The organism is Bacillus sp. FDAARGOS_527, assembly GCF_003812125.1.
Taxonomy (GTDB): Bacteria; Bacillota; Bacilli; order Bacillales; family Bacillaceae_G; genus Bacillus_A; species Bacillus_A paranthracis.
On record NZ_CP033795.1, the window covers coordinates 640877 to 657165 of the forward strand.

The 16289-nt window shown below is 35.1% G+C and carries 20 protein-coding genes; 11 read left to right on the forward strand and 9 right to left on the reverse strand.

All coding sequences use genetic code 11. From position 1 onward, the window contains the following. Nucleotides 1-8 precede the first annotated feature (8 nt). The 3 genes from EGX95_RS05665 to EGX95_RS05675 all read left to right on the forward strand — a co-directional run bounded on the left by EGX95_RS05665 (nt 9) and on the right by EGX95_RS05675 (nt 2903). Entirely contained in the window at nt 9-911 is a 903-nt protein-coding gene (locus EGX95_RS05665) for an ABC transporter ATP-binding protein (protein ID WP_000528797.1), read from the forward strand. Then, nucleotides 911-1687, forward strand: coding sequence for an ABC transporter permease (locus EGX95_RS05670; protein ID WP_123805465.1), 777 nt, complete (start codon nt 911-913; stop codon nt 1685-1687). Before EGX95_RS05665 ends, EGX95_RS05670 begins: the two co-directional genes overlap by 1 nt. 202 nt (nt 1688-1889) lie before the next feature. Continuing rightward, nucleotides 1890-2903 carry a CPBP family intramembrane glutamic endopeptidase gene (locus EGX95_RS05675; RefSeq protein ID WP_000558790.1) on the forward strand — a complete coding sequence of 338 codons (1014 nt, stop codon included), beginning with the start codon at nt 1890-1892 and terminating at the stop codon, nt 2901-2903. 29 nt (nt 2904-2932) lie between these two features. On the opposite strand, the gene EGX95_RS05680 is transcribed toward EGX95_RS05675, so the two are convergent. Both EGX95_RS05680 and EGX95_RS05685 read right to left on the reverse strand, forming a co-directional pair. Then, the gene (locus tag EGX95_RS05680) at nt 2933-3115 is read right to left on the reverse strand and encodes a DUF3913 family protein (RefSeq protein WP_000707103.1); all 183 of its coding nucleotides are present in this window, start codon (nt 3113-3115) and stop codon (nt 2933-2935) included. Between the two features lie 100 nt (nt 3116-3215). Then, nucleotides 3216-3668: an Lrp/AsnC family transcriptional regulator gene (locus EGX95_RS05685; RefSeq protein WP_001175495.1), complete on the reverse strand. Its 453-nt coding sequence runs from the start codon at nt 3666-3668 to the stop codon at nt 3216-3218. 63 nt (nt 3669-3731) lie between these two features. Here EGX95_RS05685 and EGX95_RS05690 point away from each other — a divergent pair, with 63 nt between their 5' ends. The 3 genes from EGX95_RS05690 (at nt 3732) to EGX95_RS05700 (ending at nt 5255) form a co-directional block, all read left to right on the forward strand. Next, nucleotides 3732-4223, forward strand: coding sequence for a carboxymuconolactone decarboxylase family protein (locus EGX95_RS05690; protein ID WP_002027309.1), 492 nt, complete (start codon nt 3732-3734; stop codon nt 4221-4223). Continuing rightward, on the forward strand, nt 4216-4770 hold the full coding sequence (locus tag EGX95_RS05695; protein ID WP_001064625.1) for a cysteine hydrolase family protein: 555 nt from the start codon (nt 4216-4218) through the stop codon (nt 4768-4770). Before EGX95_RS05690 ends, EGX95_RS05695 begins: the two co-directional genes overlap by 8 nt. Before the next feature lie 86 nt (nt 4771-4856). Next, the gene (locus EGX95_RS05700; RefSeq protein WP_000435206.1) at nt 4857-5255 is read left to right on the forward strand and encodes an SseB family protein; all 399 of its coding nucleotides are present in this window, start codon (nt 4857-4859) and stop codon (nt 5253-5255) included. 182 nt (nt 5256-5437) lie between these two features. Here EGX95_RS05700 and EGX95_RS05705 read toward each other — a convergent pair whose 3' ends face one another. Beyond that, nucleotides 5438-6358 carry a S66 peptidase family protein gene (locus tag EGX95_RS05705; RefSeq protein WP_000640088.1) on the reverse strand — a complete coding sequence of 307 codons (921 nt, stop codon included), beginning with the start codon at nt 6356-6358 and terminating at the stop codon, nt 5438-5440. A 115-nt stretch (nt 6359-6473) separates the two neighbouring features. On the opposite strand from EGX95_RS05705, the gene EGX95_RS05710 reads away from it, so the two are divergent. Further along, the gene (locus tag EGX95_RS05710; RefSeq protein ID WP_000495259.1) at nt 6474-7568 is read left to right on the forward strand and encodes an NAD(P)H-dependent flavin oxidoreductase; all 1095 of its coding nucleotides are present in this window, start codon (nt 6474-6476) and stop codon (nt 7566-7568) included. 17 nt (nt 7569-7585) lie between these two features. Here EGX95_RS05710 and dltD read toward each other — a convergent pair whose 3' ends face one another. The 5 genes from dltD to EGX95_RS05735 form a co-directional block, all read right to left on the reverse strand. Continuing rightward, entirely contained in the window at nt 7586-8761 is a 1176-nt protein-coding gene (gene dltD / locus EGX95_RS05715; protein ID WP_001030285.1) for a D-alanyl-lipoteichoic acid biosynthesis protein DltD, read from the reverse strand. Then, nucleotides 8758-8997, reverse strand: a complete 240-nt coding sequence (gene dltC, locus EGX95_RS05720; RefSeq protein ID WP_000807310.1) for a D-alanine--poly(phosphoribitol) ligase subunit DltC — start codon at nt 8995-8997, stop codon at nt 8758-8760. The genes dltD and dltC overlap by 4 nt, the downstream gene beginning before the upstream one ends. A 68-nt stretch (nt 8998-9065) precedes the next feature. Continuing rightward, nucleotides 9066-10232 carry a D-alanyl-lipoteichoic acid biosynthesis protein DltB gene (gene dltB / locus EGX95_RS05725; RefSeq protein WP_000127951.1) on the reverse strand — a complete coding sequence of 389 codons (1167 nt, stop codon included), beginning with the start codon at nt 10230-10232 and terminating at the stop codon, nt 9066-9068. Further along, nucleotides 10229-11743 carry a D-alanine--poly(phosphoribitol) ligase subunit DltA gene (gene dltA, locus EGX95_RS05730; protein WP_000770524.1) on the reverse strand — a complete coding sequence of 505 codons (1515 nt, stop codon included), beginning with the start codon at nt 11741-11743 and terminating at the stop codon, nt 10229-10231. Before dltA ends, dltB begins: the two co-directional genes overlap by 4 nt. Before the next feature lie 12 nt (nt 11744-11755). Beyond that, complete coding sequence (locus EGX95_RS05735; RefSeq protein ID WP_000440293.1) at nt 11756-11902, reverse strand: teichoic acid D-Ala incorporation-associated protein DltX; 147 nt, start codon at nt 11900-11902, stop codon at nt 11756-11758. Nucleotides 11903-12239: 337 nt separating this feature from the next. On the opposite strand from EGX95_RS05735, the gene amaA reads away from it, so the two are divergent. The 4 genes from amaA (at nt 12240) to EGX95_RS30250 (ending at nt 15308) form a co-directional block, all read left to right on the forward strand. Further along, entirely contained in the window at nt 12240-13409 is a 1170-nt protein-coding gene (amaA, locus tag EGX95_RS05740; RefSeq protein WP_001082801.1) for an N-acyl-aliphatic-L-amino acid amidohydrolase, read from the forward strand. A 394-nt stretch (nt 13410-13803) separates the two neighbouring features. Next, entirely contained in the window at nt 13804-14250 is a 447-nt protein-coding gene (locus tag EGX95_RS05745) for a flavodoxin (RefSeq protein WP_000041150.1), read from the forward strand. Nucleotides 14251-14274: 24 nt separating this feature from the next. Continuing rightward, a complete protein-coding gene (locus EGX95_RS05750; protein WP_000544556.1) occupies nt 14275-15048 on the forward strand; it encodes a hypothetical protein in 774 nt (257 codons plus the stop codon). A 98-nt stretch (nt 15049-15146) separates the two neighbouring features. Further along, nucleotides 15147-15308 carry a hypothetical protein gene (locus tag EGX95_RS30250; protein ID WP_000651089.1) on the forward strand — a complete coding sequence of 54 codons (162 nt, stop codon included), beginning with the start codon at nt 15147-15149 and terminating at the stop codon, nt 15306-15308. Nucleotides 15309-15310: 2 nt separating this feature from the next. Here EGX95_RS30250 and EGX95_RS05755 read toward each other — a convergent pair whose 3' ends face one another. Then, entirely contained in the window at nt 15311-16213 is a 903-nt protein-coding gene (locus EGX95_RS05755) for an aminoglycoside phosphotransferase family protein (RefSeq protein WP_000378999.1), read from the reverse strand. Between the last annotated feature and the right edge of the window lie 76 nt (nt 16214-16289).

Genomic DNA, 16289 nt, shown 5'->3' on the forward strand with positions numbered 1-16289 from the left:
AATCGGCATTGGGAAACGTAGTAGTAAAATTAGAGAATGTTCGAAAAAAAATTGGTGGAACGGAAATTATTCGTGGTTTATCATTTGAAGTTCGTGAAGGGGAAGTATACGGGTTCCTTGGACCAAACGGTAGCGGTAAGACAACGACGATCCGTATGATGACAGGTCTTATTTCAATGACAGAGGGCGATATTACAATTTGCGGTCATAGTATTCGCACGGAGCGTGAAAAGGCGCTAGAGCAAATTGGAGCGATTGTAGAAAATCCTGAACTATATGATTATATGACAGGAATGCAAAACTTAAAGCATTTTGCGAACATGGCAATTACACCAATTAGTAAAGAGCGCATTGCTGAAATTGTAAAACTGGTTGAATTAGAGCATGCGATTCATAAAAAGGTGAAAACATATTCACTTGGTATGAAACAACGTTTAGGAATTGCACAGGCATTACTTCATCAGCCGAAAATTTTAATTTTAGATGAACCGACAAATGGATTAGATCCAGCTGGTATTCGTCAAATTCGTGATTATTTACAACGTTTAGCGAAAGAAGAGAATATTGCTGTAATCGTATCAAGTCACTTATTAAGTGAAATTGAACTCATGTGTGATCGCGTCGTTATTATTAAGCAAGGTGAGTTTGTACAAGAGTACAACTTACATGAACAAGCAAAACATGATGAGACAGTAGTTGTAGCGTTTGAAGTAGATCAAGTACAGAAAGCAAATGAAATCATTAAAGGGAAGGCACAAAGAAATGTCATTGTAGTATCTGTAACGAAAGAAGAAATTCCACAACTTGTAAAGAAACTTGTGAATGACGATGTGCTTGTATACGGAGTTACTGTTCAAAATAAAACGTTAGAGGATGAGTTCTTAGCGATTACAGGGGGAGTGAAAGCGTAATGTTTAAATTAATTCAAAATGAATTTTTAAAGCTGCATGCGAAAAAAGGAATGTATATTTTAATTGGTGTTATTGCAGTATTGGAGATTTTGGGAGTTTTAGTGATGCTGAAATGGGGAGAAGGAACTGAATTTAAAGGATCATATTTAGATTTTGCAAGTTCAGATATTGGTTTAATTACTTTGTTTACAACGATATTTGGAATTACAATTGCTTCTCGTATGATTACTGATGAGTTTCAAAAAGGTACAATTAAGCAGTTATTAATCCGTCCAAGAAAACGAATGACAGTTTTATTCTCTAAATATATTACAGTGTTACTTACTATAGTATTTATCATATTTGCTAGCACGTTAATTGCAATGATTATTGGCGGAATTGTAATGGATGGTAGCAAAACAGAATTAACGGTAGGAATCGTAATGAAATCTACTTTATACCAAGTACTTTCACTGTTCTTCTTTGCGACGCTTGCATTTTTCTTAGCAAACGTATTTAGAAAATCTGTATTACCATTAATTATCACGATGTTCTTCTTCTTTTTACAAGGAGCAATTAATATGGCATTAATGATGTTTGCAAAAGGTGTAGCGAAGTTTGTAGTATTCTTCCATTTGGATTTAAGAGCTTACGACAGTAATAAATTAATTAGTGGCGGAGCAGAACCACCATTCACAGAATTTACGTTTACAACTTCATTATTACTTGTAGCTGCATACTTTGTTGTATTGCTTGTAGCATCAAGTGCATTATTCCAAAAACGTGACGTATTATAATAAAAGAAATCCCCGCTTGTAAAAACGGGGATTTTTATTACATAACTTGCTCAGGTAGTGCAACTTGAAGAGCAGTAATATAGTATTTTAAGAGATATGTTGTTTGAAAGTAATTGAGAAAAATAGGAAGAGTTTCAACTATATTCATATTATAATGTAGTTATCTGACCATTTACTTTTACTATCTTTGGAGGTGTTCTATATGCATTATGCATTTTCACGTATAAGGCTACGTAGCTTTTTTGGATGGATGATTATAGGGTTGTTCCTTACGATGATCCCATTAGGTCTATCAAATGTTTCTGAGAATACGATGGAGGTTATTTCACAAATAACTGTGTTTTTTGTATTTCCATTATTTTGGTTATACGTAAAAACCAATAAAAATAATGTTGTATTTAATAGTTTTTTTGATAAGCCAGGACGTTTACCGTGGGGATTAATTGTATTAGCAACGATAATGGGAATGATTTTTTCAGTCGGTATATCTCATATTCAATTTTACATATTAGCACATACGTTACCGAATTTCTTAGTTACTATGTTAGAAGACGGAACTGTTATTAATACGAGTAACATATATATGACGATATTTACTTTCGTTTCAGCATGTGTATTAGCACCAATTATGGAAGAGGTTATTTTTAGGGGCTTCTTTTTACAGCGAATGGCTTATAAATGGGGGATTAAAAAAGCTGTCATTATATCTTCCATTATTTTTGGCTTAGGACATTTTGATGTCATTGGTGCGTTCATGTTTGGTGTTGTTATGTGTCTTTTATACATAAAGACACAAAATATATGGACGAATATCGCTGTACACGCTCTAAATAATTTAATTGCAACAAGTATGCAATTTGTTGGCGGAGAAGAGAGTAGCGCAATTTCAATTCCTGAATTACAAGCGCAAAGTAATTTATGGATTGGTATCGGTCTTACAGTTGTTGGATTACTTTGGTTAATTCCTTACGTTTGGAAACAATGGCGTACGGTAAAAGAAGTGGGTGTGCCACCAGTGCGCTTCATAAATGAGGAAAAAGTAGTGAGTGCATCACAAGAAAATAAAGTGTATAGTCAAGTGATTGTAACAGATAGATTGATGGCTGTAGAGCTACCAGATGAGGCTGTAAATAAGCTCGGGTTAGAAGAAAATGATTATGTAACAGTATCTGTAGAAGACGATAAAATCGTTATAAAGAAAGCGCATGATAGATAAGTAAAAAGTAGCTCCTTGTGAGCTACTTTTTACTTTGTAATAATTTCCACACGAAAATTATTGCCGTTCTTTACATATTTAATATCTGTAACAGTGCGCACTGCTTTTAAAATCTCAACTTTTTCACCAATTCGAGGGATAGTCGGAACATTGTCCCAAATGCCAAGCAAGTCATCTAATTGTGCCGTTTTTTCATAAAACCAGATTTTCAATGTAAAGCCCCTTTCTCGAACTTTATGTATTTTAATACATAATATATTATTTTTATTCTTATTGTAAGGGGTTTTTATATATTTTATGAATAAAAATTAATTAATCTTCTGGAAAGATATGTTCAATATCAGGAGTAAGAGATATTTCTGATAATACGATATGAGAAACAGTCGTTGCATATGAAGAAACATCATTGATAAATTCTTCAAGTTCAACGAGTGAAGGAACAGAAATTTTTACAATGTAGCATAAGCTTCCTGTTACGCGGTAACAAAAACTTGCAGATGGATAGGACTGAATAAACTGTTGCATACGTGTTGTATCACCGTTTTTTAAAGTGATTTCTAAAATACAGTCTAAAACAAGTCCTGCTTTTTTATAATCGATATCGATTGTGTATTTTTGGATAACGCCTTCACTTTCGAGCTTACGAACACGTTCTGCAGTAGACGGAGCAGATAAGTTTACTCGTTTCGCCAATTCACGCATGGAAAGGCGACTATCATTATATAATTCATTTAAAATTTTTCGATCAACACGGTCTAGTTGCATTTGTAAATATACCTCCAGTAAAATGATAATTTTTGTAAAGGAAAAATATAAATTAAGATTCATATGAAATGTAAAGAGAACTTTATTTATTTTACAATAAAACTGAAGGGAATAGGAGGAAAAATAATGGAGAGAATTTCATTATCAAATGTAGGAGATACAAAGTTTCAAAGGTTATTAGGTCATAATCCGGAAATATTACATTCGTGGAGTACATTAGAAAATACATTATACAATAAAGGAACTCTTTCAGCAGAGTTAAAGGAGCAAGTGAGAAGAACATTAGCGTATGGGAATGAATGCCCGTACTGTATGGCGAAGGGAAGGCCTGATGATATGCAAAAGGTAGAAGAAATTGGTGTAGCAGTTACTTTTGCGCATACATTTATTCATGACAAAAAGGCGATAGATGATACTATGTTTCATGTATTGAAACAATATTGGACGGAAAAAGAAATTGTAGAGCTTTGCGCTTATATTTGTTTTATTACTGCGTCACAACAATTGGGTTTTCTGTTTCAATTACAGCCGAAAGAAGGAGAAAATGATGAATAATCAAATAGCACTTATCATAATTGATGTACAAAAAGCATTTCAATTACCATACTGGGGTGAGAGAAATAATCTTTTGGCTGAAGAAAATATGAGAATTTTGTTAGCAGAATGGAGAAAAAGGAAACGACCAGTTTTTCATATTCAACACGTAAATAAAGAAAATGATCAGTCGATGTTTTATGAGGGAGCAGAAACGATTAACTTTAAAGAAGAAGTGAAACCACTGTCAGGTGAAGTGGTTATTCAGAAAACCGTTAACAGCGCGTTCATTGGAACAAATTTAGAAGAGCAATTAAGAGAAAACAAATGTAATGCAGTAGTGATTGTAGGATTAACGACAAATCACTGTGTGGAGACTACGACACGAATGGCAGGTAATTTAGGATTTACAACGTATGTAGTGCGTGATGCGACGGCTACTTTTAACCGTAAAGGTCTAGATGGTAAAGAGTATAGCTCAGAAGAAATTCACAATATGACACTTGTAAATTTACATGAAGAGTTTGCTACGATTGTGACGACAAAAGAAGTGTTAAAATTATTTTAAGAAAATAATTGCGAATTATGTAGAAAAAAATAAGAATATTTCGTATAATTTAAGTACAATCATTTTGAAAATAGGGGTGGCATCATATGGAGCAAATTCCGGTAAAGAGAATAGAAGAAGTACTTGTTGTAGCAGGGGATGACAAACAAAAGCAAAAGGAATTTTATGAATTGCTCTTATCTACTGAGTTTTATGTTGCTGGCTCACTAGAAGCAGAGGAAGGGGCAACAGAAGGGATACTTCGTTTGCGTCATTTCCAAGGAGAGGGTAGATGGATCGTTCCGTTCTTTACACAAATGGATTTTGTAAAAGATGTGTTGCCAGAAGGAACACCCCTTATTACGATACGTGGGAAAGAATTATTTGGTAGCATTGAAAAAGATGCTACAGCAGTATTAAATGTCGGTACTGATATAAGTAAAACATTTATTCCAGAAGAAATTGCAGATATCGCATCTGGACGAATTTTTAACTATTATAAATAAAGTGAAACTTTAATCAGTGGGGGGCTTTCTTCATCCCCCCACTGATTATCAGCCCTCACCAATCGGGCTTTAATGGGCAGCCCGACCCCCACCTAACTTCTTTGCTTTCGCTGAATTTTGATGTGGGGGTCTTACTGCCCATTAAAGCGGGATAAAAGGAAAAGCTGAATTGCTTTTCCTTTTTAATTTGAACACGGAGTAGCTATGCCAGAAGAAATAGAGAGTGTTTTATTATTTGTATTTATTGTCGCTGTAGCTCCAAGAGGGATTCCGATGTTTGGGCTTATATGTCCAATCGGTAAACCGAATAGGACAGGTATAGCATATGAAGTGAAATATTCATATAGTATTGTTTGCAATGATTGAGATGGTTTAGAAGGAGTGCAGTCATGACAACTTGTAAAAATAACACCACTACATTCATGAAACTTTCCAGATAAAAGTAGCTGATTTAACATACGATCAACGCGATACGGTTCTTCCCCAATGTCTTCAAGCAATAAAAGTTTATTGGCTGTATTTATCTCGTAGGAGGAGCCAATGATACTCGTTAACACCGCTAAATTGCCTCCAACTAACTGACCTGTAACTGTACGGGAAGAGCTAGGTACGATACATTCTGAAGCAGATAAGATGGTTGAATACGGATGAAATAGTTGGTTGAAAGAAGATAAAGAAAGAGAATCTACACCTTTCCCTAATTCTTCAACCATTGGGCCATGAAAAGTAATAAGCTTTGCATAACGTGAAAAGGCAGTATGTAAAGCTGTAATATCGCTATATCCCCAAAAGATTTTTGGATTTTGCCGAATGATTTCATATTGAATGTGAGGGAGGAGACGAGCGCTACCGTAACCACCTCGTGCACAGAAAACGGCCTTTACTTCATGATTTGAAAATGCTTCATGTATATCATCAAGCCGGACTTGATCCCTTCCAGCTAAATACCCATATTTCTCATAAACACTCTTCCCGATTACTACAGATAAACCCATTTCTTGTAATACCTTTACACCTTTTAATACATTTTCAATTGTTGGTGGCCCGGACGGTGCAATAATCATTACTGTATCACCTTGTTGTAATGCATTTGGATATATCATTGTTTTCAGCCTCCTTCACTTTCAATATATTCGCTTCGTAGGAAGTTCAATCCTTGTAAAAGAAGGGAAAAGTTTGTCAAATAAAGAAGATATAAAGAGAATAGGAGGAGAAACAATGTTTACAAGTCGAGTCATAGATACATTACAAATTAAGTATCCCATCATTCAAGCCGGTATGGCGGGTGCGATTACGACACCAGAACTCGTTGCAGCTGTGAGTAATAGCGGAGGATTAGGAACGCTTGGAGCAGGCTATATGAGCCCAGAACAAATTCGTGAAGCAATTTATACAATAAGGGAGCTAACAGATAAGCCCTTCGGTGTTAATTTACTTTTAACAAAAGAGATACAGATAGAAGAAGAGAAGATAAACTTGGCAAAGAGATTACTTAGCGGAGTGAATAGAGAATTCGGTATAGAGGAAGAAGAGCAGGTAAAGCTTCCAAAAAGTTATAAAGAACAATTACAAGTGTTAGTAGAAGAAAAAGTACCAGTCGTTAGCTTTGCGTTTCAAACGTTAGAAAAAGAAGAGATAAATGATTTGAAAAGAAGTGGAATAAAAGTCATCGGCACAGCTACTCATGTGGCAGAGGCGAAAGTGCTTGCTGAATTAGGAGTAGACATTATTGTCGGTCAAGGTAGCGAGGCAGGAGGGCATAGAGGAACGTTTATCGGGAAAGAACAGGACGCTATGATTGGTACGTTTGCATTAATTCCGCAGCTAGTAGCAGCAGTTCCGCATATCCCGATTGTTGCAGCAGGTGGTGTAATGAACGGGCAAGGGCTTGTTGCGGCATTTACACTGGGAGCAGAAGCTGTTCAAATGGGATCAGCCTTTTTAACGAGTGAAGAGAGTATTACGCATGACGTGTATAAAAAAGCGGTTTTACGTAGTACAGATACGAGTACAACTGTGACTCGTGCGTTTTCCGGGAAATATGCACGAGGTATTCGTAATGAATTTATAGAGAAGCATGAAGGGAAAGAAGAAGACCTTCCGATGTATCCGGTGCAAAATGTATTAACCTCTAAAATACGCCAACAAGCAGCAAAGCAAAATAATGGAGAATATATGTCACTTTGGGCAGGACAAGCGTCATCATTAGCACGAATAGAATCAGCTCAGCATGTAGTGGAGAGAGTGATGAAAGAAGCAGATAACGCAATTGAACAATTGCAAAATGTATATAGAAAAAGACCACTTGAATAATTCAAGCGGTCTTTTCATTAGTTTGCTTTATAAAATTGTTGGATGGCCTCATCGATATAAACCCAGCCTTTCCAACCTAAGTGCATGTGATCTTTTAAGAAGTATTTATCATACTCATGATTTGAGAAGTCAGCAATTGGATAGCCAGCTTTCTCAATTTGCTCATGAACTTTCTTATAGTACAATTCTCGGCGTTCTTTCGGGAAGCCAGCGTAATCGTACCAAGGACCTTTTACAGGAACAGAAATGAAGAGTGGTTTTGCACCAGATTGTTTTAATAAATCAAGTGCAATTTGTAAATCTTCATATTCTGGCGATTGATCATAAGCATCATTTTTTAAGTAGCCTTCACGTTGCTTTAATTTCTTCTTGATTTTGCTGTTGAAGTAACCATCTTCAATACCGTAATTGTTAGATCCAGATTCTGCTGCACCTGTTTGATCTGCATGTTTACGAGCCTCTTCCCAGCTCATTTGTTTTAATGAAGGGTCAAGTTTTTCTTTATGCGGTTTAATATTAAACATAGCTGTAAATAAATCTTTACGATCTAAAATGTTACGATAAATATAAGCGAAAGGTTTAGCAGCAAGTGCTTTTACTTTATGCTTTGTATCATCGTAAACGATACCTTCAAGCGAAATTTTTAATAAAGTTTCTTTCTTAACGATCTCAAAGTTCAATAAACGCTTTGCAATTTGCTTTTTCATTTCAGGTTTTACATCATCGTTGAAAATGAAGTGGTAACCTTGTTGCTTTGAAAAGTTAGGTGCAAAGTGTGTTTCATCAATACCTTGTGGCACAAACCATTGCGGAGAAAGAACGAATACCATTTTCTTATCCTTCAATTGATCCATCGTAGATGCAAAGTTTAATACATGTACAAGGTCTTGTGTTCCGCCACGTCCAAGTAGGAATGGTGTGAATCCTTCAGGCTTTACTTTGAAATAATTTGATGGATGGTAAGCATCCATACGTGCGAATTCCGATGAACCATACATCGGAAGGTATTTCGAGTCTGCTAACATCTTTTGCTGTAAAATCATACTTTGAATCTTTTCTTCTTTTAAAGAAGTTGCAGCTTGTTCTACTTTTTCGTCACTTAAAAGCGGGAGTAGAAAGCGCGTCGGAATAAGTAGGAATACAGCAAAAAGGGCCAATGCTAAAAGCATCGGACCAAATTTTGCTTTGTTCATCGGATTTCTTCCAACTTCTTAATAACCATGTTTGGAGTAGCCCACTCGTCACGATCAAAATCAGAAATAGAAACTTCAATATCTAAACGCTCTTGGAATTCAACTAATAAAGATACTACAGCGAAAGAATCAAGAATACCTTCTTCAAATAATTGAACATCTAAGTTTTCTTTTACAATATCGTTTTCACATACTTCTTCTAAAATATCTAATACTTGCTCTTTAAATTCTGCCATTTTTAAAATCTCCTTTATATCCGAAATATATTATATGTGCAACTTCTTAATGGTATAAGAAGGGTGCATTAAAAGTATCTGTTAAGGTGTCCAGAGAAAATTAGGAAACCGAAACATACAACGTGGAACGTAATTACGATCGCAAGGACGTGTGTAAATTTGTTGTTTGGCCAAAACTTATGCTTTTTGTTTTTTCGTTCGAAAATATCGAATAGAATAAACAGTGCGGCATGATAAAGACCATAAATAATGTATTGATACACATGCTCACCAGTAATATGCCAAATTCCCATAATGAAGAAGTTTAAAAACGCCCCGATATACGAAATAGTGTAACGGTTCTTAATTAACTTTTTCTTCGTTGCAAAAAAGACGAAACGCATGTAAATAAAATCACGGAACCAGAATGATAAACTCATGTGCCAGCGGTTCCAGAAGTCTTTAATATTACGACTAATGAACGGTTTATTAAAGTTTTCTGGCGTTTTAATACCCATCATATAACTCACACCAATTACAAATGAGCTATAACCAGCAAAGTCGAAGAATAAATATAAGCTATAGCTATACATGTAAATCATATTGGATAGGATTGTATCTTGCTGTGCAAATGCCGGATCCATAAAATATTGCTTTATTAAGTAAGCGATAATAAATTTATACAAGAAACCTTGGAAAATACGGTTTAATCCAGTATATAGTAAATTTTGATATTCTTCTGCACTAGGTGGCTTTTGAATATCTTTTTGGAATCTACGGTAACGATCGATAGGTCCTGTTGAAATTGCTGGGAAGAATAAAACGAATTCCCAAAAATTAAAGAAGGATAGTTCTTTAATTAAACCATCACGAACTTCAAATACCATTTGTACTGCCCTAAATGTTACATAAGACATACCTAAAAATACAATAAACTTTAGGTCAGGTGCAAATGGTGCGATTTTTGCCAAAATAAGTGGCAAAATTGATAAAATAACAGCTATACAAAACGTGAATGTACTATTATTTTGTTTTCTTAAAAGTAAATAGCCTTTAATTAGGGTATATTGCCAAATAATAAATGCGGCTAACATAATCGCTTGCTTCGGTTTATCTGAGAAGATAATAGCAAGCATGACTAATGTTAAAACGGCATTATATTTACGCAACATTTTACCTTTTAATCCAGCTATGATAGTAGGTATTAATAAAATGCCCACTATAGCGAAAAAATAAAATGATCCATATGCGGTCATGCTGTAACCTCACTCAATAATTTTTTGCGATCTACCTTTCCATTTGGTGTCATTGGAATAGAAGATTGATACATGAATTTACGTGGAATCATGTAGTTTGGTAATCGCTCATTGAGTTCTTTTTTGATTGCAGATGTTAATTTGAATTCTTTTTCAAATGAATGTTCTCCAGGAACAACAACCGCTAATAAATAATCGTATTTCTCACCTTTTTTAATTGGAACGATAACTGCTCCTTCTACGTAAGAACACGCACGAAGGTGATGCTCAATTTCTTCTAATTCCATTCGATAACCATGCAGCTTAATTTGGAAATCAAGACGACCATTATAGAATAGAAGACCATTTTCAACATAGCCAGCATCGCCTGTTTTATAGGCGCGCTCACCGTCAATCATAGTAAATGCTTTTTCTGTTAATTCAGGGCTTCCTAAATATCCAACGCTTACGCTTGGACCAACAATTACGATTTCACCTTTTTCACCATCAGGCGCAATCGTACCATCTTCTTTCATAATAAGAAGGCGGCAGTCTGATTTACAGTAGCCAACTGGAAGTGATTTGTATTGATTAAGCACTTCTTCTGTAACGTGAATACCTGTTACAGCGACAGTAGCTTCAGTTGGACCGTACGTATTCATAATTGTTGCTTTTGGGAAACGCTCAATTAATTTTCTAGCTACTTCATTTGGTAACACTTCACCGCAGAATAAGAATGTTTTCATGTTTGGTAGCATACTCTCAGAGAAAGATGCTTCCATTAAACACATCTCTGCGAAAGATGGTGTGGAAGTCCATACTTGTATATCCGATTGCTCTAAAGAAGCAAACAAGTCTTTTGGACGTGCAATCATATCTTTATCAATTGCCCAAAGTGTACCACCTGTTACTAATGATGGGTAAATATCCATGACAGATAAATCAAATGAGAAAGGTGCTTGGTTTAAGAATACTTGCCCCGTTTGTAAGTTGAAATCTTCTACAGCCCATTTTGTAAAACTTACAAGGCAGTTATAAGTAATCTGAACCCCTTTCGGATTACCTGTGCTTCCTGATGTGTAAATAATGTAGAAGTTTTCATCACCTTTTACCGCATGTTCAGGATTTGGAGTTTTCCCTTTATGAGTAAAGAAAATATCTTTTAAGTTGTCCTCACTTACAATGCGAACTGGTAAATCAGTTACAGTTACTTCAGTTCCTGATAAAAGTAGTTTCGCACCAGAATTTTCAGCGATACGTTGTACACGATCAGCTGGGATAGATAAATCTACAGGAATATAAGCATGTCCAGCTTTTACACATCCTAAAAAGTTAATAATCATTTCAGGTTGCATATGGCCATACACCATAATTGGTGAACGATCATCTGGATACTCAGAAGAAATCCAATGTGCTAACGCATCAGAATCTTCCTTTAATTGTTTGTACGTAATTTTCGCATCTCGCCAAACAAAAGCAGTTTGATCAGGCGTTTCAATAGCCCACTTTTCAATTTGTTCTAATAACTTCATAACGTTCCCACCCTAGAATTCATTGTAAATAAATGTACTTGTGTTTGTATCATGGAATCCATACAACCAAAGTAATGCAAATAAAATTGCAAGGTAATAAACCGTCTTTGCAACCCATTGTGTGAGTGGTCGAGACCATATCTCTTTTAATCTTTCCATGTCTTTCCCTCTCTTAATGAAATAATAGCTCTTTGTAGGTATCATGTCCTACATTATTGTGAAAAAAACAAAATTCCACATTTTAGGTAAAAATAAGTCAAAAGGCTCTTTTCTGATATTAGCACTAAATACTAAAAAAGAAAATCCCTAACTTAGCAATTATATTACATTCAGCATCAATTTGTAATGGATTTGATATGTAAATAGGAAGTGGATTGTGTGAATACATAAAAGTGGACTATAAGAATGCGAAAAAATAGAGTATTTGTTTTTATTAATCACTCGAGACAGAGTAAAGTTTACAATTTCTATCTCTTTTGAAAAGGAGGAAATTATCATGAATAGAGTATGGAAGAGTTTAATTGCGGAAGAAAATATCGTGAAATGGAGAAGACATTTTCATAAGTATCCGGAATTATCGTTTCATGAGAAAGAAACTTCACAATTTATATATGATACATTATGCACATTTTCTTCTTTTGAAGTAACGAGACCGACGAAGTATAGTGTACTAGCAATTAAAAGAGGAACGGAACAAGGGAAAGTAGTTGCGATTCGTGCTGATATAGATGCTCTGCCAATTCAAGAGGAGACGAGTAAATCTTATACGTCTGTGAATAAAGGAATGATGCATGCATGTGGACATGATGCTCACGCAGCTATTTTGTTGGGGACAGCAGAAGTACTGTCAAATATAAAGGAAGATTTTGCAGGGGAGATTCGTCTATTTTTTCAGCACGCAGAAGAGGTATATCCCGGCGGGGGACAAGAAATGGTTGAGGCAGGTGTAATGGACGGTGTTGATTATGTAATAGGTTTACATGTTATGTCAGGACTTGAGAGCGGAAAGATAGGAATTGTGTATGGACCGATGATGGCGGCACCAGACGTATTTACAGTTGAAATTCAAGGGAAAGGGGGACATGCGGCGAGGCCGGAGGAAACGATAGATCCTATTGCTATCGGAGCGCAGATTATTACAAATCTACAACATATTGTATCAAGAAATACAAGTGCTTTCATGCAAAGAGTCGTTTCAATTACGCAGTTTCATGGGGGAATGGCTGATAATATTATTCCTAGTGCAGCAACTTTAATGGGCACTGTTCGTTCATTTAATCAAGCATTAAGGTTGGAAGCAGAAGAGAAAATTGAGAAAATCGTGAAAGGAATTACAGAAGCACATGGAGGGTCGTATACATATTCGTATCGATATGGATATGATCCGGTTATTAATGATGAATATATTACGAAAGTAGTAGAAGAAAGTGCACTACATTTGTTTGGAAATGAGCGTGTTGTGAAGCTTGAACCTTCTATGGGAGGAGAAGATTTTTCAGCATATTTAAGAAAAGCACCGGGTTGCTTCATTAAATTGGGGACGGGGAGTGAAAAGATAGATACTTGCTATCCTCATCATCATCCCAAATTTGATGTAGATGAATCAGCTCTCATTTATGGAGTGGAATTATTTTTAGAAACAACGATGAGGTTACTGAAATCATAGAAAAGTATAAAAAAAGGCAACTGCGCTCTATCGCAGTTGCTTTTATTTCTTTCCGTCAGAGAGGGCTGAGAAAGAACTATGCTCATTTATAGTATATGAATAGCTAACGGACAAGCTTGTACATTTTAATCATTTTTTAAAAAAAGTTGTTGACAGTGATAATCAATATCAATTAATCTAAAAATAGTTGAAATTGATAATTATTATCAATAGGATGGATGCGACATGTTAATGAGAAAAAAATTTCACCTTCTACGGAGGGGATTAAAAGATAAAAATAAAGAAGTTGATCAGCATATGGAATGGCAACGAAATGTAATTCGTTCTGAATATGTAGATGAGAAGAAGAGCATTCAAACAGAAAAAGAGATACAAAGTAAGGGGAGAGGTTCAGTTGAGTAAGTTAGTAATGATTTTTGCAAGTATGAGTGGAAATACAGAGGAAATGGCTGATCATATTGCCGGCGTGATTCGTGAAACTGAAAATGAAATTGAAGTGATTGATATTATGGATTCACCAGAAGCTTCTATATTAGAACAGTATGATGGAATTATATTAGGTGCATACACTTGGGGAGATGGTGACCTTCCGGATGATTTCTTAGATTTTTATGACGCAATGGATTCTATTGATTTAACTGGGAAAAAAGCGGCAGTATTCGGATCATGTGATTCGGCTTATCCAAAATATGGCGTGGCAGTTGACATTTTAATAGAAAAGCTAAAAGAACGCGGGGCAGAAGTTGTGTTAGAAGGATTAAAAGTAGAATTAACGCCAGAAGATGAAGATGTAGAAAAATGTTTACAGTTTGGAGCTGAATTTGTAAAACACCTTTCTTAATGGCAGAAGGGAGATGAAGAGCAAGTGCATGAGAAAATCGCAATTAAAACGATGACAGATTATCATTTGTATGATTTTATGCGTTGTCCACATAAATTTTATTTTCGTCATATCAAAAGAAGAGAACCTTCTTCGTTTGAATGGCAACAAATCGCACAAATGATTGTGAATCGAATTATTAACGAATATTACACATTACCGGCAGGCCAACAAACGAAAATTGTACTTTTAATATTAATAGAAAAGTATTGGAAAAAAGTAAGGGTTAATATGTTTGCTTCGAAGATGGAGTATTACATTGTGTTAGCGAAGCTAACGGATCACTTATTACAGTTTGTTGAAAGAGATGATAGTCAGACACCACCGTTATTTTTATATGAAAAATTTCAAACATATATGGAAGAGTTAGGTGTCCACATGTCATTGACATTAGAAGTTGGTGAGTGGAGTACTGAGTCGTTTGTAATTAAAAAGTATGTTGTCGATGCGGATGAGGAAATGCTTGCTCTTTGTCAAAAGCTAATGACAGTATTTAGTTATAAAGCTTTCGGCATTCTTCCAGGGAAAATTGAAGTTATTAATTTAATAGAAGGAACTAAGTATGACTACACTCCGAAACAGGAAGATATTATAACTGGAATGGCTCATTTATCTAGAATGAAAGAAATGTTACAGCAACCTGAGCATTATACAGAGCGTCATTTTCGTTCTGAGTGTATAAGTTGTGCATTTCGTAGTGAATGCCAAGGGGAAGAAGTAAAGAAAGAAGCGAAACAGAAGAAAAATATCGTACATTAAAGGATGCAAATTTGCATCCTTTTTTGTTGTTGACATGAAAAGCTTTTCATCATGTACCGTATATTTGTAGCAGATTTTAATAAAGGGAGGAATAATCAATGAAAGATGAAACGAAAGTATTTCAATGGTTAAAAGAACAGAATGCCCCTTTTGGAATTCAACTGCAAATTTTACAGGCATTTCAACTGTATAAAGTCATTGTTGAAATGGATAAAAAGTTAATGTTATATGAGGAGAGAGAATATAGGGAGAGAATGTAATCTCATCCCTGTAGTATTGCTTTCAGTTGTTCTATACCAGCTAAAAACTCAAGTTCATTCTTTGTTTCAAAGTTATAAATTATATTATGTAGTAAAGGACTGTATTGATAAAAATTTGTGATACGGTGAGTGAGTAATGGATCATGGTGTGAAGTAAGTGTACAGTATTGTTCATATACTGATGTAGTAAATTCATGTCCGAAATCATCATATAGCCCAGCAAAGTCAAAGGCAGGATCTCCAATTTGAGCATCACCAAAATCAATGATTCCTGAAATGGTTTTATTTTGTTTATCAAATAAAATGTGATGATGTGTAAAATCAGCGTGAATGATTGTATTTTGAAATTTGGATGTAGCTAGACAGGCAAAGAAATTCTCGAATAAACGGTTTAAGGTTGATTTCTGGAACGAAGTTAGACTGTTAGTAACATACTCATTTAATTTAGTTTGTAGCTCTTTCCAGTAGGTAAGTGTTTTTTCGGTAGGGAACCCTAACGCTGTAACACTTTTTAGAGGAATGCTATGTAGAGCCGCAAGGAAAGTAGCTAATTGTGTAATAATTATTTTTCGTTCTTTTTCATCTAAGTTCGCAACTATTTCTGTTTTTAATGGTTCACCATGAATGAGAGTATAGTAGCTACAAAGAGGAACCTCATCAGATTCATTTGTATAAATTAGGTGATATTGTGGAACTTCGATTTCTTGTAGTGATTGAGTGAGAATTGTGCACAGTTCTTTTTCTAACGGAATTCGCATTGCATATTCCTGTTTTCGCGGGAAACGAAACAGTAGTTCATCATTTACTATAATCGCTACATTATCCCATCCTTCTTCATTTTGTTTATATGAGTGTATAGAAAGATTAGGCAAAGCTTCTTTTATATATTGTTTGTAGGAGTCCATACTTGTTCCTCGTTTCTAATTTAAGTTATTCCACTTTATGATATCAGAATTTTCTTTTTATATGTTAAAATATACC